The organism is Vibrio sp. Y42_MX_L11 (genome assembly GCF_024181785.1).
In the GTDB taxonomy this organism is placed as follows: domain Bacteria; phylum Pseudomonadota; class Gammaproteobacteria; order Enterobacterales; family Vibrionaceae; genus Vibrio; species Vibrio diabolicus.
In genome coordinates this window covers 269,796-292,558 of sequence record NZ_JAMZAP010000001.1, presented here as the reverse complement: position 1 = coordinate 292,558, position 22,763 = coordinate 269,796, and the positions used below count along the sequence as shown (strand labels likewise).

The following is a 22,763-nucleotide window of genomic DNA, read 5'->3' as shown; positions in this document are numbered from 1 at the left end:
ATATCACAACTTTCATTCAAGAAATAAAAAAAGGCTGATGCTTAGAAGCATCAGCCTTTGTTGTATCACTAAAACGTTATTTCATTAAAGTCTTATAGAGACTCTGTGAATGTACGTGCGATTACGTCAGCTTGTTGCTCTGCAGTTAGAGAGTTAAAGCGAACAGCGTAACCAGATACACGGATTGTTAGCTGAGGGTATTTCTCTGGGTGCTTAACGGCGTCTTCTAGAGTTTCGCGGTTAAGAACGTTCACGTTTAGGTGTTGACCACCTTCGATACCCGCTTCGTGGTGGAAGTAACCATCCATCAGGCCAGCAAGGTTAGCGCGTTGTGAACCCTCATCTTTACCTAGTGCATTAGGTACGATAGAGAATGTGTAAGAGATACCATCTTGTGCGTCAGCAAACGGCAGTTTTGCAACTGAAGTTAGTGATGCTACGGCACCTTTTTCATCGCGACCGTGCATTGGGTTAGCACCTGGAGCAAATGGAGCGCCAGCACGGCGACCGTCAGGTGTGTTACCAGTTTTCTTACCGTAAACCACGTTTGAAGTGATAGTAAGAATTGACTGAGTAGGGATTGCATCACGGTAAGTCTTAAGCTTACGGATTTTGCCCATAAATACAGAAACAAGTTCACATGCGATATCATCAACGCGTGGGTCGTTGTTACCAAATTTAGGGTAATCACCTTCGATTTCGAAGTCGATTGCTAGACCGTCTTCGTCACGGATTGGCTTAACTTTTGCGTATTTGATTGCAGAAAGAGAGTCAGCCGCAACAGATAGACCAGCAATACCACAAGCCATAGTACGTTTAACGTCACGGTCATGTAGAGCCATTAGTGCCGCTTCGTAGCTGTACTTGTCGTGCATGAAGTGGATAGCGTTTAGTGCAGTCACGTACTGCTTCGCTAGCCAATCCATGAAGTGGTCCATTTTCTCCCACAACTCATCGTAGTTCAGTACATCGCCTTCGATCTTCGGCATTTGTGGACCAACTTGGATTTTTAGCTTCTCATCCACACCACCGTTGATGGTGTAAAGCATAGTTTTCGCAAGGTTAGCACGAGCACCAAAGAACTGCATTTGCTTACCAACAACCATTGGAGATACACAACATGCGATTGCGTAGTCGTCAGAGTTCATGTCTGGACGCATTAGGTCGTCGTTTTCGTACTGGATTGAAGAAGTATCGATAGACACTTTCGCACAGAACTTCTTGAAGCCTTCAGGTAGTTGCTCAGACCAAAGAACAGTGATGTTTGGCTCTGGAGAAGGACCCATTGTGTATAGTGAGTTTAGGAAACGGAAGTTTGTACGAGTAACTAGCGTACGACCGTCAAGACCCATACCACCCATAGACTCAGTTGCCCAGATAGGGTCGCCAGAGAATAGATCATCGTACTCAGGAGTACGTAGGAAACGAACCATACGTAGTTTCATTACGAAGTGGTCGATCATTTCCTGAGCTTGTTCTTCTGTGATGCGGCCAGCAGCGATATCGCGCTCGATGAAGATGTCTAGGAACGTAGAAGTACGGCCTAGAGACATTGCCGCGCCGTTTTGAGATTTAACAGCAGCTAGGTAACCGAAGTAAGTCCACTGGATAGCTTCTTGTGCAGTTTCAGCAGGACGAGAAATGTCACAACCGTATTTTGCAGCCATTTCTTTGATTTGACCTAGAGCACGGTGTTGCTCTGCGATCTCTTCACGAAGCTGCATTGTCATTTGTAGGTCTTCGCCGTTCTCGAAACGCTCTTGTAGAGAAGAGAACTGTGCGAATTTATCCTTCATTAGGAAATCAATACCGTATAGAGCAACACGACGGTAGTCACCGATGATACGACCACGACCGTATGCATCAGGAAGACCAGTCAATACGCCAGACTTACGACACGCCATGATTTGTGGAGTGTAGATGTCGAAAACGCCTTGGTTGTGAGTTTTACGGTATTCTGTGTAGATTTTCTTAACTTGTGGGTCAAGCTCGCGGTTGTAGGCTTTGCATGAACCTTCAACCATACGGATACCACCGTTAGGGATGATCGCACGTTTTAGAGGAGCGTCAGTTTGAAGACCTACGATAGTTTCTAGGTCTTTTTCGATGTAGCCTGCATCGTGAGCAGTGATGGTAGAGATAACTGAAGTATCAAAATCAACAGGAGCGTGAGTCGCGTTCTCTTGTTTGATGCCTTCCATTACCTTAGCCCAAAGCTTGTTAGTCGCTTCAGTACCTTCAGAAACTAGGAAAGATTCGTCGCCTTCGTACGGAGTGTAGTTCTTCTGAATGAAATCACGAACGTTTACTTCGTTTTGCCAGTCGCCTGCAGCAAAACCTTCCCAAGCTTTAGCAAATTGCTCTGCCATGACATACCTACCTTTTTAGTAGAAAAAAATACGTACTGCTTCGCCGTTGAGCCAGCTATCCCCAAGTTAAAGAGGGGAACAGTACACTCTTATGAATAACAATATTTATAGTCTTAAATTTAAATGTTCGAGTTACAAAACTATAAATATTGTCACTAGTTTTAACGTTTCTCTTTTTAAGCAACAGTTAGAGGTTAAACTAAAATTTTTTTGCAAACCTTAAACTAAATCAATAAATCCTCAAAAATCTCGATAAAAATGGGGTAGCGACTAGCGCTACCCACACATTTTCTGAACTGTCAGCTTTACAGCCAAGCTTGGATGCCATATTGGCCTTCAAGCATACCAACTGCAAGCATAGCAACTAAACAGATAATAAGTACGCTTACTGGGATCACAATCTTGTCTACAAACGACAAGCGAGACGCGCGCTCTTTATCACCAATTAAGCCGTTGTTATCTAAAAGCATAGTTAGTGCCCAAGCTAGAACAGGGTTAACGACTGCTGAACCAAAGATACAGATGCCTGCTGCTTGTGAATCTTTTGAGTCTTTCACCATCTGCATGCCTGCTTCAAGTAGTGGTAGAGAGACACCAACGAGAAGAGCAACGCGCATAACTGGTGGCCATACAGCAACATCCATAGGGAAACCAAGGATTGCAACAATAATACATAGAGAACCTAGTAAGATTGCACCGCCAGGAATAGGGCGCTTCGCGATTGCTGCTGGGATCATGTAAGTCCCCCAAGATGATGTGATGTTACCACCACCGACAGCGGTACCGACCATTTGGCGCACAGAACACATTGTCATTGTGTCATCAACGTCCATCAGTACTTTTTCACTCTTACGTGGGTAGTTCATTTCTTGGAAGATGCGGTGACCCAAGAAGTCAGGAGACCACATTGCTACAGCAAGAATTGCGAATGGTAGAGAAGCAATGAAGTGTTCCATATTAGGAAGACCAAGCATCCAACCTTCTTCTGTTGAACCCCACCAGTAGATTGGGTTTAGGTTTGGAAGACCCGTCTCGGTTACGAATTTAATATCGAAGCCTGCGCCAAGAACAAGTGCGATTGCAAGGCCAGTGAAGGCACAAACAGGGATTGCTAGCCAGCGTTTGTTCACTTTAGCAAGGAACGCGTATAGGCCAATAGTAACCGCAAGAACGATTAGACCGATGTAACCCATGCTACCTGCGGCAACTGTGTCGGATTGCAAACCAACAGCCCAAGCTTGAATGGAATTAATTTGGCTCATCGTTCCGGTTAAACCCAAGAAGATGAGAAGGCCACCAGCCGTACCTTCAGATGTGAGGTTAACCAGTTTTGAACCACCTTTTAACAGGCTCAGAATTAAACCAAACACACCAATGAGAATTGCCAATGCAAGAGGGTGAGCACCAGCAAGCGCGATGGTACCAATAAGAGGGATCATTGGGCCGTGGTTACCTGCTAGGTTGGCTTTAGGGTTAATAAAGCCAGAAGCAAGTACACAGAAAAGAAGTGCAGGGATGAGCATCTCTACACGGGCAACTTCGATGGCGAAATCTTTGCCCAGGTTAACATGGTCCCATGCGGCAGTTAGGCCTTCAGCCCAAGACATCATTACCGCAGAGTACATCGCGATAATACCAATCGTACCGGCAAGTGCTGGAACAAGATCTTCAAGTTCAAAACGGAAGTCACGACCTGGCAAGTTTAAGCCGAAACGACGCGGCTTCATAATTTGTAGTTCGTGGTCTAGGTAGTCTGAACGGCTTGCGAACTCAGATGCTGGACGATGAAGCTCACGGTAGCTCTTGGTCTCGATATCTGAATCAGAGTGCGTTTTGTTAACTGCGTCTGACATAGATTCCTCATATATTTAAAAGTTATGAATTCTTCATTCAATTGTGTTAATCCGCATCCTGCGGCACGCTTATGCTAGCTATTATTAGATTTGTTACACGTCGACATTGTGCCTAAGCATAGCTAATAACTTATTGTGTTGAGGCACAAAAAAATCCTCATCTTTTGGCAGGAGTCTAGCAAGATAGCCATTTAGGGTGATTGATTTAGATCACTTTAAGAATGGTTGTGAAATAAAACTACAGAAAGTTTCTGGCATGCGAATGAGATGGTGAAATCTTGTGTAATTTCATTACACAAGTTGCATAAAATTAGAATTTGTTGCTCTTATCGTTCTGGGATGCAGGGTAAATATCAATATTCATGATGATTATATAAAGCTGGCTTTATTCTTGCTTTCTACAGGGCAAAGACGATTTTTTGGCTAATCATTGCCGCTCAGTTTAGGAAAAAGACATGAAACAGCTTAAAGTACTGCCACTAGTGGCAATCATCTCAGGGTTAATGGTCGGTTGTGGTGGCGGTGGCGGTGGTAGTTCCACACCAAGAACTACATTCACTTTTACTTTTGCAGCTCCAAATGTCATTAGTGAAACAAATGCACAAAAAGACAGCTGTACTATTTACGACCGTAGAGTAGATGGCAATGGCATCGAGCAGGTATTGACCTATCAACCAGCCGTAAGTGCACAGCTAACAGGAGGTAAGGTTGTCGGTTTCTATTCAGACAAGAATGGTGTCCGTCAAGGCGACTTTATCTACCCATCAGGCACTACTTTGAAATTTGTTCTAGAAGACATTCCTGAGGACGGCTATTTTACTTATCAGTTGCTTGATGCTTCTGGAACCGTATTTACGGCAAACAGCTTCAGTCGAGACTTTTTAAAGGACAATAACCTTAGAAACTCAACGTTCTCAATGAATCGAGAGGCGGTGTCTGCTTGTAATAAAAATGGCAACTTCCGTAAGGCTACCCGAACTGACCTTAAATATGAAGCAACGGAGGCTGGTGGCTTAGAGTACAACTTCATATCTCAAATTGCGAAAGAGTCTAAGCCTACCTATTCTATTGATTCTTTAGATGTAAGAGCAATTGGTTCGAAGATGGAGTCGACAGTCGTGCTGCAATATGCAGACGCAGCGAAAACAGAACTGCACCAGTATGGTATTCGCGATTGGTCGAGTGAATCACCATTGCCATTGGTTGGCATGAATGGTTCTTCTCCAATCTTGAACCCAACATCTTTCAAATATGACACTTTAGACATCAGTGTACTTGTTGGTGATTACAACTACGAAGTTGCAGAGCTACCTATGTCAACGACGAAGTTCTACCACCCGCTTGAGCCAAAAACGGAAACTTGGACTTACAGTGTTGCAGCTGAAAAACCTATCAATGGTTGGACGGTAGCGCTGAACCAAAAGATGTATCAGGACGCAAATTGGGATATCTCAATTGATCCAAGCGCTTACTACAACCTAAATGCTCTGCCTGCGTCGCATGTGGTGAGAGGTTCAACTATTGATACTGGTTTTGCTTTCACTGACCAAGATAAAGGCTTTAGCCGCCTTGCATATCGTGCAGAGTCTAACTCTGGAACACTACACCGAGTAACACACAAGGTATTTACAACTTTAGAGAGTGATGTCGTTGTTCCGGAGTTGTTCTACTACACATTCGATGACAGTGTGAAACAAGATTTGAAAGTTTCTTCTACAAGTGATTACTCACAATCTATTGTCGTGGAGTCTGCTGAAGCAAACCTAAATAGCTATGACTTTGTTTCTCTTTTCTCTCATGGTGATGTGACCGATCTTAAAGTGGATCACGATGGTCTTGTGATCAGTGAAGTTGATTCTGAGAAGGTCAATACGAATGCTCAGAAATCTGATTTTATGGTATTGGTTAAGTAGCGTCTTAACACTTTTGTAAATTTATTAAGCCCCTTCTAAAGGGGCTTTTTTATATTTAATATTCAGCTTTTGAAGAATAAGTTGCTATATATTGCATATTAATTTGGCTATCGTATCTTTCTATTCGAATTATTTAGGTTAATAATTTGTTGCAAGTTTCAGGGTGTGGTGCTAATTTGTTCCGAATTAGAGAGGGCGGAGTCCCTTAATTGCAGTGACAAAAACACAGGGAGTAGAGCGCATGAATGATGTACCAGCGCTAGATATAAAAGACCTGCACAAAACATTTGGACAAAATGAAGTTCTCAAGGGAATTTCTCTTGCCGCGCACAAAGGAGATGTCATCTCCATCATTGGCTCTTCCGGTTCTGGTAAGAGTACCTTTCTTAGATGTATCAACTTGCTAGAAACGCCTACCGCAGGTGAAATTTGGGTGAATGGTGAATTAATCCAAATGAAGAACAACCGAGCAGGGGAATCCGTTCCTGCTAATGAAAAGCAAGTGCAACGTATTCGCTCACGTCTAGCGATGGTGTTCCAAGGTTTCAACTTATGGTCACACCTGACAGTACTAGAAAACGTGATTGAAGCCCCTGTTCATGTTCTAGGCGTGCCAAAAGCCCAAGCGATTGAAAACGCAGAAGTCTTGCTTAAGAAAGTAGGCCTATATGAGCGTAAAGACTATTATCCTGGGCACTTATCTGGCGGTCAGCAGCAACGTGCCGCTATTGCCCGTGCGCTAGCAGTTGACCCTGAAGTGATGTTGTTTGACGAGCCAACCTCTGCGCTTGACCCAGAACTAGTTGGGGAAGTATTAGGGGTAATGAGAGATTTGGCAGATGAAGGACGAACCATGCTGGTGGTCACGCACGAAATGGCGTTTGCGCGAGACGTATCAAACCATGTGATGTTCTTGCATCAAGGCTTAGTGGAAGAACAGGGAAATCCAGCTAAGCTATTTACAAACCCGGATTCGGAACGATTACAGCAGTTTATCTCATCCATTTACTAATATTTTTAGGCGGCAGACTATTGCCTCCTAAGCCAGCACAACAAACAAAACGAAATAAAATAGCAATCACAGGAGTATGGAAATGAAAAAGTGGTTATTAGCAGCAACGATCGCTGCAACGGCAGTATCTGGTGTCGCTCAAGCGAAAGAATGGAAAACAGTTCGCTTCGGCATTGAGGGTGCTTACCCTCCGTTTAGCTGGACAGAAACGGATGGTTCGCTGAAAGGCTTCGACGTAGACATGGCCAACGCGCTTTGTGAAGAAATGCAAGTGAAATGTAAGATTGTCGCGCAAGATTGGGATGGCATCATTCCTTCTCTATTAGCGCGTAAGTACGACGCAATCATCGCTGCGATGTCTATTACTGAAGAGCGTAAGAAGAAAGTCGATTTCACTGGCAAATACGCACTGATTCCAAACAAATTTATTGCCAAGAAGGGTGCGAATCTGGATTTTGACAACCTAGATGGCAAGAAAATCGCCGTTCAACGTGCAACAACACACGACAAATATCTGACAGATAACTATGGCGATAAAGTAGAAATTGTTCGTTACGGTTCTTTTGATGAGGCTTACCTAGATTTAGCCAATGGTCGTGTTGCCGCTGTATTGGGCGACGCCTCTGCTCTAGAAGAAGGTGTGCTTAATAAAGCGGGCGGCGACGCGTACGAGTTTGTTGGTCCGTCATTGACCGATCCTAAGTGGTTCGGTGAAGGTTTTGGTATTGCCGTGCGTAAACAAGATAAAGATCTAACGAAGAAATTGGACGCGGCGATAATTTCTCTACGTGAGAAAGGTGTTTATCAAGAAATTGCTGGTAAATACTTTAACTACGATGTGTACGGTGAATAAACCGTAATTAAGCGACCGTTGGCTTGTTCCTAGAAGTAGTCAACGGTCGATTTTTTGAGTTTAGGGATTAGGAACTCACCTATGCTAGATTTACAAGGATACGAAGCTTCGATTTTAAAAGGGGCTTTAGTAACGATAGAAGTTGCAGTGCTTTCACTCCTTCTTGCGGTGATCTTAGGTATGCTTGGCGCATTAGCTAAGCTAGCGCCTTACAAATGGGCAAGGGCGATTGCCACTCTTTACACCACCGTCATTCGCGGCATTCCAGATTTGGTTCTGATGATGCTGATTTTCTTTGGTGGACAAATACTTTTAAACAATAGCCTGTACTCCATTAACGAAACGCTCAATGAGTGGTTTGCTTCGAGTGATCCAAACCATGAGTGGACGTCTTACTTACCTGATTATATTGATGTCAGCCCATTTATTGCAGGTGTACTCACGATTGGTTTTATCTTTGGTGCCTACATGGCGGAGACTTTTCGCGGAGCGATCATGGCGGTGGACAAAGGTGAACTAGAAGCGGCGAAAGCTTATGGTATGAGCTCAGCCTTATCGTTTAGAAGAATCTTACTACCTCAGATGATTCGTCATGCATTACCTGGATTTGGTAATAACTGGTTAGTGTTACTCAAGACCACAGCGTTAGTGTCCATCATCGGCCTGGATGACATGGTGAGAATGAGCTCGTTGGCGGCAGGTACGACGAAAATGCCGTTTACCTTTTACATGGCTGTCGCGCTCATCTTTCTATTTTTTACCAGCGTTTCGACCGGGCTACTCAAGCTTGTTGAGCGTAAGTTCAGTATTCATGCGAGGTAAGTTATGGATTTTTCTTTGATTATTGAAAGCTTCCCAACTTATCTTCAGGGACTTTGGACGACAGTTTGGCTGGTAGGATTAGCGTTGGTTATCGGTTTGTGTGTCTCGATTCCATTAGCTGTGGCACGTAATAGTACGAATTATGCCTTTAGCTTACCTTCTTGGGGATTCATTTACTTTTTCCGTGGAACACCGTTGTTGGTCCAGTTGTATTTGATTTATTACGGTATGGATCAGTTCTTTCCTGTGAAAGATACCTTGTGGGAAAACGCCTGGTTTTGTGCTTTAGTCGCTTTTATTCTTAATACGTCGGCTTATACAGCAGAAATTATTCGTGGTGCGATTAATGGCTTGCCCAAAGGTGAAGTAGAAGCTGCCAAAGCGTATGGGATGAGTAAGTTTATGACATACAGACGTATTATCTTGCCTAGTGCACTGCGTCGAGCATTACCAGCTTATTCAAACGAAGTGATTTTCATGCTGCACGGTAGTGCGGTCGCGGGTATCGTTACCATTATGGATCTAACTGGCGCTGCGCGCTTAGTTAACTCACGTTACTATGCGCCATTTGAATCTTTCCTAACGGCGGGGCTGTTCTACATGGCACTGACGTTTATGATCTTGTGGTGCTTTAAAGTGGCAGAGAAGCGCTTCTTGGCATACCTACGTCCTTTAAGTTAATAATTAATGTCAGCAATGGTATCGGAATGGGTACCATTGCTTTTTGATGATTTTGTTATCTTCATTCCTATTTTCCCTACCGATACAAAAGACTATTTCTTTTTATTCATGTACTTACATTAATATTTGATAAACCCATTGTTTAGTAAGTAAAAATGAAAAAAACAATTCTATCGTTGGGCCTTGCCGCCGTTGCCACTGGATGTGGTGGGGGAGAGGGAGAGTCACAATCTAATGCTCAAGTAAAACCAACGCCAGCTCCAGTTCAACAAGCTCTGGAAACTGGTAATGCACTGCTCGTTTCTGACCCGAACGATTTCATCCGAGAAAGTCGGCAAGTTGTGGAAGGGCACAAGAAACAGTCGAATACGATCAAATCTGCAATTGCGAAAAACCTTTCTGGCCTTTATTGGGATCCAACCCATGATGCAGCGATCTTGGCACCTCAGTATGGGTTCAACGACACCATCTTGATGACCAACAAGGCCATGGCCAACGGTTATAAAGATCAGGCGTTGTCAATTGGCGTTGCTGGAGAAAAAGCTAATGGTCAACGTTATGCGCTATTAGGTAGTAACCCATTTAGAACGGCACAACGCTTTCCCGAGTCTTCGAATGCAGCGATGACTCAATGGCTAAGCAACCTGGTCACTTGGTTGTCAGGCGGAACTACTTCAAACGTTGTCATCGCGCAAATGGATCAGTCTTATTACTTCCCTGATGAGCAAGCGACTCGGAATTGGCTGAAAGACAATGTTTCACAAGAGTTGGCGTTTAACGAGGCCAACCTATGCGATGGTTCGAAGCTACTTAGCTGCTTGCAAACCAATACTCCAAACTTATTGATCTTGTCACAGCATCTGCAATCTGGCGACACCAACCAACAAGTACTCGATGCTCTGGCATACGCTGAGCAAGCCCAAATTCCTGTTCTATACCTGCATTGGGATGGAGGACTAACTGAACTTGGCCGAGACATTTTGGAAAAATTCCATGTTGATTATGTGGGAGATAACTATTGGCGTAAGTTAGGCTTGGTTGATTGGGCGCCTTCATCACTCATGAACTTCGTGCCAGACTCTGTTGCTATGCAACAAGCGCTGCTGTCTCGTTTTGAATCTCAAAACTTCAATGTTGACTTGTCACAGTGTGATGACAAATCTTGTCCTGACACTGCGAATATGGAAAGTCAATTTTATGCAGGGGCAAACAGTATTCGCCATCGGTTGCAAAAGCTTGATGAACAAAAAGTAGATTTGTTTAATCAAGACGGCTACCAATACGAAAAACTCATGGTATTGCTGGCTGATCATTATCGTCAAACGGTTGTCTTCCCAATGGACAAACAGTCAACCCAAACGACCGAATTCCTAAAGTCGTACTTTGCCGATTACGTGCAATACAACAGCCGAAGCGTAAACCCAAAACAACCAAATATGGGGAACTTCAGCCGTAGTGAGTTTAGCCCTGAAGTAAAGAGAATCAGCGCAACGATTAATATGGAATCAAAGCGTAACTTCCGCTCTGCTGGTGTGTATGCGCTTCCTGGGGAGACCTTTACGGTCACGCGCAATGACAGTAATGAAGTGACGACTAAAATTGTCATCAACAGTTTAAGAAGTGGCGCAACTCATGAGTTCAGCAAAGATGGATACACGCGACCAAAAATGCTGACTTCTTTCGCCTATGAGGTGAAGCCGGGTGAAACCATCACGCTGACTTCACCTTATGGCGGGCCTATCCAGGTTCACTTTAACAATAATGATGTACCAGTAGCTCTAACATTTAGCCATGTAGCGCAACACCCTGTATGGAGAAGTGAAAAGGATAACGATGCGTTTATTCAGGAGCTTGAAGCGAATTTGTTCGATTGGGCTGAACTGATCACGCCTGGATTTGAGGTACATTCTAAACGTGACAAAATGCTTGAATCTGTCAACGATGAGATGTGGTCGACACCAGCTGAAATGGCGCTGGCGACAGAAGAGTATGTTCATAACTACCCACATGTCTTGGCTGGTTTCCAAGGGCCGGGTATCGATGAGGTTCCGGAAATTATCCAGTACGCCAAAAATCAAGGTTGGGAAATCGCCAATATTGATATGGTGAAGCATATGAACGCTGACCAAGCGACGTGTGGTTACGGCTGTTCTGGTAACCCATACGATGCTTACTGGTCATTCAGCCCACTCGGTCACGGTGATTTACATGAGCTTGGTCATGGCTTGGAAAAAGGTCGATTCCGATTTGCAGGCTGGGAAGGGCATTCAACGACTAATTACTACTCGTATTACAGTAAGTCTCGTTTCTTCCAGAATACGGGGAAAGTTTCAACTTGCCAAAGCTTAGATTTCAAAGGCCAGTTTGAATTATTGCAAGCAAGCCGAACTCAAGCGGATCCAAACGCTTACATGGCAGCGCAAAATCAAACTGGTTGGAGTTGGGGAGCTCGCGTTTACATTCAAATGATGATGGCGACGCAGCATGAAGGTGTACTGCAAAATGGTTGGCATTTATTGGCGCGATTGCACCTGATTGAACGTGAGTTTAACCGCTTGAAATCGGATGATGCGCTTTGGAATGAGAGACGATTGAGTATTGGTTTCACCAACTACTCTCGTGAAGAGGCAAATAGCATCTCAAACAACGACTGGTTGCTTATTGCTCTGAGCTACATCTCTCAGCGAGACATGACGAGCTATTTAGATATGTGGGGCTTCTCGTTCACAGAAAAAGCGAAACAGCAGGTTGTGGCGCTGAATCTACCGCCGATGCCTCTCACTTACTTTGCAAGCAGCAATACCGGCTACTGTCTGAACGAATTTGCTCAAACGCCAGTCAGTGTTGATGGTCAAACGGTTTGGCCGCTGAACTAGCTGAGTAGAAAGTAACTTGCATGAAAAAGGGAGACAGAGTCTCCCTTTTTCATGGAGTAAGCTTAGCGTTGAGTCCCGCTTATTGCTCAGTTATGTATTACTTGAACGTCGACCAAATTGGAGCGTGGTCTGAAGGTTTTTCAATACCGCGTAATTCATAATCGATCCCCGAGTCAATACATTTTTTCGCGAGAGAAGGGGTCGCCAAAATGACATCAATTCGTAGACCTCGGTTATCATCAAACCCGCGAGAGCGATAATCAAACCACGAGAATTTATCGTTCACTTCTGGATATAGCTTGCGGAAGGTGTCCTCAAAGCCCCAATCTAGCAAGGTTTTCAGCCATTCGCGCTCTTCCGGTTGGAATGAACATTTACCTGTTTTTAGCCAACGCTTACGGTTTGGTTCGCCGATACCGATATCTGCATCAATAGGGCTGATGTTGATGTCACCCATAACAATCAATTGCTCGTCACTATTGTGATGATCGTTTAGGTAGGTCATCAGATCTTTATAAAACTGACGTTTGTATGGGAATTTTGTTTCGTGGCTGATGTTATCCCCTTGAGGGAAGTAGCCGTTTAGCACTGTGACCTTTTCGCCGTTTTCATTTAAAAACGTTGCCATGATCATGCGCTTTTGGTGCTCTTCGTTATCCGTCGGGAACCCTTTTTGTACGTGTAGAGGTTCTTGCTTACAAAGCATTGCGACGCCGTAATGCGCTTTTTGACCATGGAAATACACTTTGTAGCCCATGGCTTCGACAGCTTCAATCGGGAATGCTTCATCGTGAACTTTAATTTCCTGAAGGCCAATCACATCTGGTTGGTGTTTGTCGATTAGCGCTTGGAGTTGGTGCAGTCGCGCACGTAGTCCATTGATGTTAAAGCTGATTACTTTCATTGTTTATCCTTTTTGAGGGCGTACTTTTTTATGAATAGTATCATTGTGCAAGAGCACTGAAAACGAGTCTCGGTGAAAGGAGCGAAACGTTGGGCTACTTTGCTTTTAATTTGTTTTCTAAGTCGTTTTGCACGATCTTTAAAGCGTTAAGCGCAACTTCTGGATCTATCTCATTGCTCTCAAGTAAATAGATCAAATCGACAGCCAATTTGATCTCTTCAGGTGCGTCATCTAAAGGCGAGGTTGGTTGATCGGCCATTATTGATGTTTTTCCCTATGTGTAATTTGGTTCTCTAGCTTAAGAAGTGCTGCTTCACAACGCGCTAAACGTTGCTCGGTTGCTAGTAACACTTTTTGAGCTTCGGCACGCATAAAACTCGGAGCGCTTTCGACAGCACGTTCTTTTTCTAACACCATCTCGCGCAAGCGTCTTGCCCACTCTTGGTGTTGAGCGAGCTCCTGATAAAGCACGTTGATAGGCTTGCGGAAATGGCTGCTATGTTTGATTTCATTCTTGCGAATTTTGGTGGTAGAAATCTCGCGTTGAATCGCACCTATTTGCGCTACTAACCGTTCAGTGAGGTACTCAGCACGCAGAGCGGTGAGCTTACCTTCATTTTGCTCACGCACAATCGCATCCAGCGTGGCTTTTGCTTCTTTTACGCAAGGAGTAAGTAAGCGAGAGCGACAACCAAATAAGCGCTCATCAAAAAGCGGAACATGGTGTTCGCCTCTTTGACGGTCAAGAACAGCGGCTTGCTTCGCCATTTGTTCTAGGTTTTCCTGGAGTTGAGAAATGTTCATGACAAACCTACAAACCATGCGTCATAAGCCAATTTTATGGCCAGTATACTGACGACAGTAACAAATACAGGGCGAATGAATTTAGAACCAAACCGAATGGCGGAATGCGCGCCAACAAAAGCGCCAGCCATTAAACATACCCCCATTGTTAAGCCTAGCACCCAGTTGATATGACCGAGGACTGCAAACGTAATCAAAGAGGTAAAGTTGCTGGTAAAGTTCATTGCTTTTGCTAAGCCAGAGGCGAGCAAGATATTCAGCCGATACAGAGCCATTGAACTGACCGTCCAAAAAGCCCCAGTTCCAGGCCCTGCGAGCCCGTCATAGAACCCTATGGATAATCCTTGCATGTACTGTTTTCTATGAAGTTTTGGGCAAGGCTCGGGAATTGGACTTTGATGAGGAGAGTGTGGTGTTTTATGGAAGACGGTGTATAACGCCGCCGCTAAAATAACAAGAGGTAACCCTTTTTCTAGCCAATCCGTGCTAATCGCGTCCACAAGTAGGGTACCTAATGTTGCTCCGACAAGCGTCGCTACAAATGCTCTTCCCCAGCATTGAGGCTTGAATAAACGTTTCTTGTAGTACGTAAATGCCGCAGTAGAAGAGGCAAAGGTAGCCGCAAGTTTATTGGTGCCTAGTGCAATATGAGGCGGCAAGCCCAACGATAGTAGGGCAGGTACGGTTAGCATGCCACCACCACCGGCAACTGCATCAATAAATCCAGCGACAAAAGCGACAAGCGCCAACACCAACAGCATAGTTGGCTCAATCATTTCCATAAATGGTGATTCTTCTAATATTCTATTTTACGTTTAAATGGAGGTAGTGAGTCGATTAAGGCTTGTCCGTATCGCTTAGTGACTAGGCGTCGATCAAGAATCGTTACTCTACCAGAATCTCTCTCTTTACGCAGTAAGCGACCTACGCTCTGGATCAGCTTTTTGCTTGCGTCAGGTACAGTTATTTGCATAAATGGGTTCCCTCCTTTTTTCTCGATATATTCGGAGTGAGCCTGTTCGACAGGGGAGGTTGGAACACCAAATGGAATTTTTGTTATCACCAAGTTTTCAAGTAATTCGCCAGGTAAATCTAGCCCCTCAGAGAAACTGCCAGTACCAAATAAGATGCTGGTTTTATTTGATTCTATTAGCTTTTTATGTTTTTTTAGAATTTCTTGACGTGAGCTTTCACCTTGAACTTGCAACGCCCAGCCTTTTTTTATGAAATCCGAAGACAGCGCCTTCGCAACTTGGTTCATCTGCCAATAGGATGAGAATAATACTAAGTTGGCTTTCTTGTCTTCCAAGTACTTAGGCAATATCTCAATAAGATATTCAGTAAATTGAGGCGCTGGTGGTTCATATTTCATCGCAGGGATGAGCAATTCTGCCTGGTTTTGGTAATCGAATGGTGACGCAAGCGCTAAAAACTGTGTGCCTGATTCTGGTTTTCCATCAATACCAACCTGATGGCAAAAGTAATGGAAGGAGTTTAATGCACGCATCGTTGCGGAAACTAAAATGGCGCCAATGCACCTGCTCCAAATTTGTTGGTCGAGTTGCCATCCAATTTCAAGCGGAGAAACACTCACAATGAAATCACCCTCGCGATCGGGGTGGGTTTCTAACCAGCGAGCTAAAGGCGCACCTTTTTCACGAGTTGGCTCAGCCATCAAGTGCCAGACTTGCGCTAGGTTTTCTAACCTTTGAATGTAGAAGCCGAGCTCTGCAAGCGCTGGTTCAGCCAATCTTGTCGCAAGCTCCCCATCTTTTACTCTTTCCGCAATAAGGTCGGCAATTTTTGCCACACTTTGATTTGCTTTTTTACTGAACTGCTTCAACTCTTTGGATTGGTTCTCTAGCCATTCTGGTAGTTCACCGTGCTCAAAGCGGTAGATGCCTTCTTCAAATTGAGCTGGATCGAACTGTTTAGGCAGTTGAGTCAGTGCTGGTATCAAGTTCTGAACCGCGTCTTGAAGGTCGTTGCGAAATCGAGCTACGCGTTTCTCGTCTGCGAGCGACGAAAATTTGCTAATCGACTGATTTAACTTCTCAAGCCATGCTGCCGCACCTTTTAAGCTCGCAGATGCTGAAGCATGATCGCGGGCGACATGAGGCAAGTGATGTGCCTCGTCAAAGACGTATATCGTGTTTTCTGGCTCAGGTAAGATTACTCCGCCCCCCAAGTCTGCGTCTGCCATGACGAGAGAGTGGTTCGCAATGATGACATCATTCTTATCCAGCTCCGAGCGCGCTTTTTGAAATGGGCATCCGCGATGGCCGGGTAAGCTGTTATTACAACTGTGTTTATCACTAACAATCAGTTGCCAAAGCTTATCATCGATGGTTTTAGGCCAAGAATCACGGTCACCGTCCCATTTACCTTGCGCAAGAGAGCGATGCATTGTTTCCAACAGCTCTATATCTTTTTGCTTAGGCTTGGTTTCGAACATGGCTAACTGACCACCATCAGCACCACAAGCTGAAGCAAGTTTTTCTGCACAACAATAGCGTTGACGGCCTTTTGCCAAAATAAAAGAAAACTCTCGGTCGGTAATCCGACGAAAAAGAGGGAGGTCTTTATTTATGAGCTGCTCTTGCAGAGCTACGGTCGCCGTTGAGATAACCACTTTTCTATTGTTATGTACAGCCACGGGGATGGCAGCCATTAGATAGGAGAGCGACTTACCAATTCCAGTCCCTGCTTCTGCAACCAGTATTCGGTTAGATTTGTGGTACTGACCGCACAGTGTTTTTGCAATCTCTGCAACAAGGTAGTTTTGTGCTCTTCTAGGTACAAAGTTATCAAGTTGATCTTGCAGGTTTTGATAGCTATTACGAATCGATTTTTGAATGTTACTGGTCAGCATACGGGCCTCAAATGCGTTGGAGGCGAATAGTAGCACACATCACTAGTTGTACAGTAGTTCACAAAACGGAATGCTTTTATGAGGAATGTAGATCTTCTTCACAAAAAAATATTGAACCTTATCTAAATGAAATTAATTTCATTATATGAAAAATATAAAACTCCAAATATGATATTTGTATGGTTTTTTATCCTATATATTTTGTTTTTTAGTATTTGTTTTGGGTTTAAAATCTCATTGTTAATGGTTTTATAAATTATGAAAAATCAAGAGGATTGATTAGATGTTCGTCGAATAAATAAAGATAAACTTTTCAAGTTATTGTTTTTAAATATTATTTTTGTTTTTTTACATTGGTATTTAGAAAATTTGACAGCCAGAATAATCTTTTGCACTCTTAGCTCCAGATTTTGAGAAGGCGCTGTATAACGTTTTGTTAACGCTCTATCTCAAACATATAAAAAAAGGGAACCGGACAAGGATATCCCGAACTAAGAAAAGGCAGTGGATTAATTATGAAAAAAACTCTAGTAGCTCTTGCAGTAGCTGGCATCTCTACGTCTGCTCTAGCAGCAGGCAACATCTACGACAACGGTACAACTTCTTTCAACCTTAAAGGTGAGATCGATACTTACGTAAGTACTGTTGAACGTAAAGAAAACGGTAAAACTTCTACTAAGCGTGATGTAGACGTTGACCTTTGGGCTAAAGTCCAAGTCGATGCTGAACACAAACTAAACCAAGACGTTAAAGTATTCGGTTCATTTGAACTAGAAAACGGTGAATTCTTCGATAACGACAACAAACTTACTGGTGAAATTGACGGAGAACACGCACGTGTACGCACAGATGATCTTTACTTCGGTGCTTACTTCGGTGACAACTGGGGTGTAGCTGTTGGCGAAGTTGGTGACTTTGGTGATTCTCTGGACGCAATCACTATCGACAACACTAACGAAGGTCTTGGCTACGTTGATGACTTCGTAAAATCAAAAGAAAGTGCTGGTCACGCTGTTTCTGTTAAAGGTAGTTTCGATAAGCTAACTGTTATCGCTGATGCATACTTAGATCAAGACGAGAAAATCGATACTGCATTCGGTCTATCTGCACAATACGCAATCAACGAAATGTTCACTGTTGGTGCTTCTTACCAAGATCAAGAAAACCGTAACCTTGCTGGTGATGACTACCAAGTAATGGGCGCAGCTGTTCGTTTCAACATGGACAACTTCTCTGCTGCAGTTAACTACGTTGCTGAAGAGCTAAACAAAGCTGACCAAGATACATGGTCTGCAGTAGCAGCTTACCAAATGAACGAAGCTCGCGTTTACACTTCATTCGGTTTCACTGAGTACGAAGGCGACCACGACCAATCTTACTACACGTTTGGTGCTGACTACGCTGTAACTGGTAACGTTCTAACGTTCATCGAATACACTGCAAGCGAAAACGATAACAAAGATGCTTCTATGAAAACTGAAGGCGATATCGTAGTTGCTGGTGTTTACTACACGTTCTAATCGCAGAACTTAAGTAGATATAGTAAAGGTCGCATTTATTGCGGCCTTTTTTATATTAATAGCTTGTATCTCCTTAGGCACCTGAAAGCATTGACCAAGTGAGTACATGAAGATTTTTGAGAATTGAATGCGCTTACGAGTTATCTACAGTCAATGATGTAGAAATGATTGGCTTTTCAGCAATGATTTCCTCAAACTGTGATGAATCGTAAGCGATATTTAACTCTTTTGATGTAATTAATTGAATTTTAAGGTTATTAGGATATGAGACTAAAAGCTTGGACAGTAGCATTTGTGCTTGGGTTGTTTGGTACAACAGCGAACGCAGACACAACAAATAAAGCTGATACTTCAGCAACCCTAACTACCGCTCAAGGCGTTCAAGTGCTATTTGTAAATGGCGTTAGTGCGGATGATTTGAGTGAACCGTTTGGTCTTGTTGATGGCTCTAACCAAGTAGTTGTAAAAGTAAACAAAGCGATTGGGCGTGGTGATAAACGTACTCAAGTTTACTCTGCACCATACATTCTTGGCTTTAGTTCTGGCACGGGTGAGCTTTATATTGATGCGCCACCTTTTAGAGAAAAACGTCAGGCAGACAAGCTGTTTGAGCAAGATAAAATGGACTGGAAAGTAAGTTTCAACGATAAGTCTATTGATTACTCGCAATATAAAATGCCAGGTGAGAAAGGCGCGTTCCCATATTCAAACCTTGATGAGCAACTAGCGGAGTACAATGAAGCTCATGGCGTTTTCTTTGCAAACGGTAAGAGAGTCGAATTGTCTGAGCTACAAGCAGCGACGGCTGAAATTGTAACCAGCAAAAGCGCGCAAAGAGTAAAATCACCCGTAACAAAAGCGAAGATTGCCTACCTAGAAATGACAGACGAAGAACGTCAGGCATTCAAGAAGTGGGTTGCTCAACAATAATCGTTATTGGTAACGACAAAAACTAAAAAAGCAGGCGATTGCCTGCTATTATGTTTTTTGAGGTTTAAGCCTAGAGCTTTATTTCTCGCCACTCCCCTGGCTTTAAATCGTCAAGAACAATGCCGCCCATCGAGTAACGAACTAAACGCAGCGTTGGGAAGCCAATGTGTGCAGTCATGCGACGCACCTGGCGATTTCTTCCCTCAATAATGGTAATGGCTAGCCACGTTGTTGGGATATTTGCCCGAAAACGAACAGGAGGGGTTCTATCCCAGACTTGTGGTTCTGGAATCACTTCAACTTCGGCTGGTAGGGTCATACCATCTTTTAGCTCTACTCCCTTTCTCAATTTTTCAAGATCTTGCTCTAGAGGAGCGCCATCGACTTGAACCCAATAAGTCTTCGGGGATTTTGACTTTGGCTGCGTGAGCTTCGCCTGCAAGATGCCATCGTTAGTGAGTACCATCAAACCTTCGCTGTCTCGGTCCAATCGGCCAGCCGCATAGACATCTTTGATTGGGATATAGTCCGCTAACGTTTTGCGACCATCGCCATCGGTAAATTGACTGAGCGTATCGTAAGGCTTATTGAAAATAATGACTTTACGATCTTTTGGATCCACTTTTGGCTTCTGGTTTCTTGCTGAGCGAACAGGGCGACGGTTTGTTTGAGTACGAGTCTTCGAGCCATTGCGAGCTCCTGAGTGTTTAAAATGGCCCGTTTGGGATTGATTGCGACTGCGACCTTTTTCCTGACCTGTACGAGATGACATGTTAACTACCCTGCAAAAATGTAAATGAACTGTGTTTGAAAGTTTTAAGTTTTCTCATGATCGGATATGATTTGCGCGCCTAAAACTAACAAACGCGCACAGAATGATAGACTAATTCGTGTTATTTGTTTAATTATATCAGTGCACTCATGGATTCAGAGCCCAGAGCTTCAAACTACAACAAAGAGTGCGAACCGCATGTGGCGTTAGTGAGGAGACATGTACTGCTAACGTGCAGCAATGCGTCAATTAAACCAACTCAGACGCTGAGTTGATCAGCCAACAAGTTGATTAAAAAATAGGGAAATTTCATGCCTACAGAAAAACCTACAATTATCTACACCATCACTGATGAAGCGCCGGCGCTAGCAACTTATTCATTACTACCAATCATTCAATCATTCACAGCATCGTCTGGCATCAATGTAGATACTCGTGATATTTCACTAGCAGGTCGAATTATCGCTAACTTCCCAGAGCATCTAAAAGAAGAACAGCGCATTGGCGATGCGTTGACTGAGCTTGGTGAACTGGCTCAAACTCCAGAAGCAAATATCATCAAGCTGCCTAACATTTCAGCTTCAGTTCCTCAGCTTAAAGCGGCGATTAAAGAGCTTCAGGCGAAAGGTTACGATTTACCAAACTACCCAGAAGAACCGAGCACGTACGAAGAGAAAGCGATTAAAGCGGCTTACGACAAAATCAAAGGTAGTGCGGTTAACCCAGTACTTCGTGAAGGTAACTCAGACCGTCGTGCTCCAACTTCGGTTAAGAACTACGCGAAGAAAAATCCACATTCAATGGGTGCGTGGTCATCAGAGTCTAAGTCTCATGTTGCGAGCATGTCAGACAATGACTTCTTTGGTAGCGAAAAGTCCACGACTATCTCTGGTGCAACAGAGGTAAAAATCGAGTTTGTTGGTAATGAAGGTACAGTTAAAGAGCTCAAGTCTGCGTTCCCATTACTAGATAAAGAAGTCATTGACACTTCAGTGATGAAGAAGAAGGCGCTGGTTGAATTTTTCGAGAAAGAGATTGCTGAAGCGAAAGCACAAGACGTGCTGTTGTCTCTTCATATGAAAGCGACGATGATGAAAGTTTCTGACCCAGTCATTTTCGGCCATGCAGTAAAAGTTTACTACAAAGACGTTTTCGATAAATACGGTAAGCTGTTTGAAGAACTGGGCGTTGATGTAAACAATGGCATTGGTGATGTTTACTCGAAAATTGAGTCTCTACCTGAAGCACAAAAAGCAGAAATTGAAGCGGCAATTCAAGCGGTTTACCAAACTCAACCAGAGCTTGCGATGGTTGACTCTGATCGTGGTATCACCAACTTACATGTACCAAGCGACATCATTGTAGATGCTTCTATGCCAGCAATGCTTCGCTCTTCTGGTCAAATGTGGGGACCAGATGGTAAACAAAAAGACACCAAAGCGATGATACCAGATCGTAGCTACGCAGGTATTTACCAAGCGGTGATTGATTTCTGTAAAGAGCACGGCGCATTTGACCCGACCACGATGGGTAGCGTGCCTAACGTTGGCTTAATGGCTCAAAAGGCAGAAGAGTATGGTTCTCACGACAAGACATTTATTCTAGACGCAGCGGGTACTGTTCGCGTTGTTGATACTGCGGGTAACGTATTGTTAGAGCAAGCGGTTGAAGAAGGCGATATCTTCCGTATGTGTCAGGTGAAGGACGCACCAATCCAAGATTGGGTTAAGCTAGCAGTGACTCGCGCACGTGCAACAGGTGTTCCAGCCGTATTCTGGCTAGACGAAAACCGTGCGCACGATGCTGAACTCATTAAGAAAGTAAATACCTACTTACCAGAGCACGATACTGACGGTCTAGAGATTAAGATCCTATCTCCTGTTGATGCTTGTAAGTACTCGCTAGAGCGTATGAAAGCGGGTCTGGATACTATCTCTGTAACAGGTAACGTTCTTCGTGACTACCTAACAGACCTATTCCCAATTCTAGAGTTAGGCACGTCAGCTAAGATGCTATCTATCGTTCCATTGATGAATGGCGGTGGTCTATTTGAAACAGGTGCTGGTGGTTCTGCTCCTAAGCATGTTCAACAAGTAGAAAAAGAGAATCACCTTCGTTGGGATTCTTTAGGTGAGTTCTTAGCACTAGCTGCATCCCTAGAACATCTAAGTGTGGTGGCAAACAACCCGAAAGCGCAAGTTTTGGCGGATACGCTAGACAAAGCGACTGGTGAGTTTTTAGATACCAACAAGTCTCCGTCACGTAAAGTGGGCGAATTAGATAACCGCGGTAGTCATTTCTACCTCGCACTTTACTGGGCGAAAGCACTTGCCGAGCAAACAGACGATGCTGATCTCGCTGCTGAGTTTGCACCGATTGCGAAAGCGTTGTCAGAGCATGAAGAAAAAATCGTCGCTGAGCTAAACAACGCACAGGGTGTGAAAGGAGAACTGGGCGGTTACTACCTGCTAGACGATGCATTGGTTTCTAAGTTGATGCGCCCAAGCGAAACCTTTAACGCGATCATTAACAAGTAAAATAGATGAAAAGAGCACGTCGCTTTCGACGTGTTTCTTATTTTA

The 22,763-nt window shown here is 43.9% G+C and carries 17 protein-coding genes; 9 read left to right on the top strand and 8 right to left on the bottom strand.

Going from position 1 to position 22,763, the window contains the following annotated elements:
- Nucleotides 1-92: 92 nt before the first annotated feature.
- The gene (pflB, locus tag NL643_RS01260; RefSeq protein WP_005390666.1) at nucleotides 93-2,369 is read right to left on the bottom strand and encodes a formate C-acetyltransferase; all 2,277 of its coding nucleotides are present in this window, start codon (nucleotides 2,367-2,369) and stop codon (nucleotides 93-95) included.
- 305 nt (nucleotides 2,370-2,674) lie between these two features.
- Complete coding sequence (locus tag NL643_RS01255) at nucleotides 2,675-4,222, bottom strand: DUF3360 family protein (protein ID WP_005390668.1); 1,548 nt, start codon at nucleotides 4,220-4,222, stop codon at nucleotides 2,675-2,677.
- A 455-nt stretch (nucleotides 4,223-4,677) separates the two neighbouring features.
- Here NL643_RS01255 and NL643_RS01250 point away from each other — a divergent pair, with 455 nt between their 5' ends.
- The 6 genes from NL643_RS01250 to NL643_RS01225 all read left to right on the top strand — a co-directional run bounded on the left by NL643_RS01250 (nucleotide 4,678) and on the right by NL643_RS01225 (nucleotide 12,379).
- Nucleotides 4,678-6,135: a 54K polar flagellar sheath protein A gene (locus NL643_RS01250; RefSeq protein WP_253643773.1), complete on the top strand. Its 1,458-nt coding sequence runs from the start codon at nucleotides 4,678-4,680 to the stop codon at nucleotides 6,133-6,135.
- A 241-nt stretch (nucleotides 6,136-6,376) separates the two neighbouring features.
- Nucleotides 6,377-7,147 carry an ABC transporter ATP-binding protein gene (locus tag NL643_RS01245; protein ID WP_005378438.1) on the top strand — a complete coding sequence of 257 codons (771 nt, stop codon included), beginning with the start codon at nucleotides 6,377-6,379 and terminating at the stop codon, nucleotides 7,145-7,147.
- Nucleotides 7,148-7,229: 82 nt separating this feature from the next.
- Nucleotides 7,230-8,000, top strand: coding sequence for an ABC transporter substrate-binding protein (locus tag NL643_RS01240; RefSeq protein ID WP_012841998.1), 771 nt, complete (start codon nucleotides 7,230-7,232; stop codon nucleotides 7,998-8,000).
- An 81-nt stretch (nucleotides 8,001-8,081) separates the two neighbouring features.
- Complete coding sequence (locus NL643_RS01235; protein ID WP_006742137.1) at nucleotides 8,082-8,822, top strand: ABC transporter permease; 741 nt, start codon at nucleotides 8,082-8,084, stop codon at nucleotides 8,820-8,822.
- A gap of 3 nt (nucleotides 8,823-8,825) precedes the next feature.
- Nucleotides 8,826-9,503: an ABC transporter permease gene (locus tag NL643_RS01230; RefSeq protein ID WP_005390676.1), complete on the top strand. Its 678-nt coding sequence runs from the start codon at nucleotides 8,826-8,828 to the stop codon at nucleotides 9,501-9,503.
- 155 nt (nucleotides 9,504-9,658) lie between these two features.
- The gene (locus NL643_RS01225; RefSeq protein ID WP_253643772.1) at nucleotides 9,659-12,379 is read left to right on the top strand and encodes an ImpA family metalloprotease; all 2,721 of its coding nucleotides are present in this window, start codon (nucleotides 9,659-9,661) and stop codon (nucleotides 12,377-12,379) included.
- 97 nt (nucleotides 12,380-12,476) lie between these two features.
- Here the strand turns inward: NL643_RS01225 and xthA are convergent, their stop codons facing one another.
- From xthA to dinG, 5 genes are all read right to left on the bottom strand, one after another.
- Nucleotides 12,477-13,283, bottom strand: a complete 807-nt coding sequence (gene xthA / locus NL643_RS01220) for an exodeoxyribonuclease III (protein WP_085343555.1) — start codon at nucleotides 13,281-13,283, stop codon at nucleotides 12,477-12,479.
- Between the two features lie 94 nt (nucleotides 13,284-13,377).
- On the bottom strand, nucleotides 13,378-13,542 hold the full coding sequence (gene rsmS, locus NL643_RS01215) for a pleiotropic regulatory protein RsmS (RefSeq protein ID WP_005378432.1): 165 nt from the start codon (nucleotides 13,540-13,542) through the stop codon (nucleotides 13,378-13,380).
- On the bottom strand, nucleotides 13,542-14,087 hold the full coding sequence (locus tag NL643_RS01210) for a primosomal replication protein (RefSeq protein ID WP_048626180.1): 546 nt from the start codon (nucleotides 14,085-14,087) through the stop codon (nucleotides 13,542-13,544). Before NL643_RS01210 ends, rsmS begins: the two co-directional genes overlap by 1 nt.
- The gene (locus NL643_RS01205; RefSeq protein WP_005390688.1) at nucleotides 14,084-14,869 is read right to left on the bottom strand and encodes a TSUP family transporter; all 786 of its coding nucleotides are present in this window, start codon (nucleotides 14,867-14,869) and stop codon (nucleotides 14,084-14,086) included. Before NL643_RS01205 ends, NL643_RS01210 begins: the two co-directional genes overlap by 4 nt.
- A 14-nt stretch (nucleotides 14,870-14,883) precedes the next feature.
- Entirely contained in the window at nucleotides 14,884-16,959 is a 2,076-nt protein-coding gene (gene dinG, locus NL643_RS01200; protein ID WP_253643771.1) for an ATP-dependent DNA helicase DinG, read from the bottom strand.
- Nucleotides 16,960-17,474: 515 nt separating this feature from the next.
- Here dinG and NL643_RS01195 point away from each other — a divergent pair.
- Together NL643_RS01195 and NL643_RS01190 are read left to right on the top strand one after the other, a co-directional pair.
- On the top strand, nucleotides 17,475-18,479 hold the full coding sequence (locus tag NL643_RS01195) for a porin (protein ID WP_005390692.1): 1,005 nt from the start codon (nucleotides 17,475-17,477) through the stop codon (nucleotides 18,477-18,479).
- Between the two features lie 264 nt (nucleotides 18,480-18,743).
- Entirely contained in the window at nucleotides 18,744-19,409 is a 666-nt protein-coding gene (locus NL643_RS01190; RefSeq protein ID WP_005390694.1) for a DUF2057 domain-containing protein, read from the top strand.
- A 70-nt stretch (nucleotides 19,410-19,479) separates the two neighbouring features.
- On the opposite strand, the gene NL643_RS01185 is transcribed toward NL643_RS01190, so the two are convergent.
- Nucleotides 19,480-20,181, bottom strand: a complete 702-nt coding sequence (locus NL643_RS01185; protein ID WP_253643770.1) for a pseudouridine synthase — start codon at nucleotides 20,179-20,181, stop codon at nucleotides 19,480-19,482.
- Nucleotides 20,182-20,492: 311 nt separating this feature from the next.
- Here NL643_RS01185 and NL643_RS01180 point away from each other — a divergent pair, with 311 nt between their 5' ends.
- Nucleotides 20,493-22,718: an NADP-dependent isocitrate dehydrogenase gene (locus tag NL643_RS01180; RefSeq protein WP_253643769.1), complete on the top strand. Its 2,226-nt coding sequence runs from the start codon at nucleotides 20,493-20,495 to the stop codon at nucleotides 22,716-22,718.
- The last annotated feature ends 45 nt before the right edge of the window (nucleotides 22,719-22,763 follow it).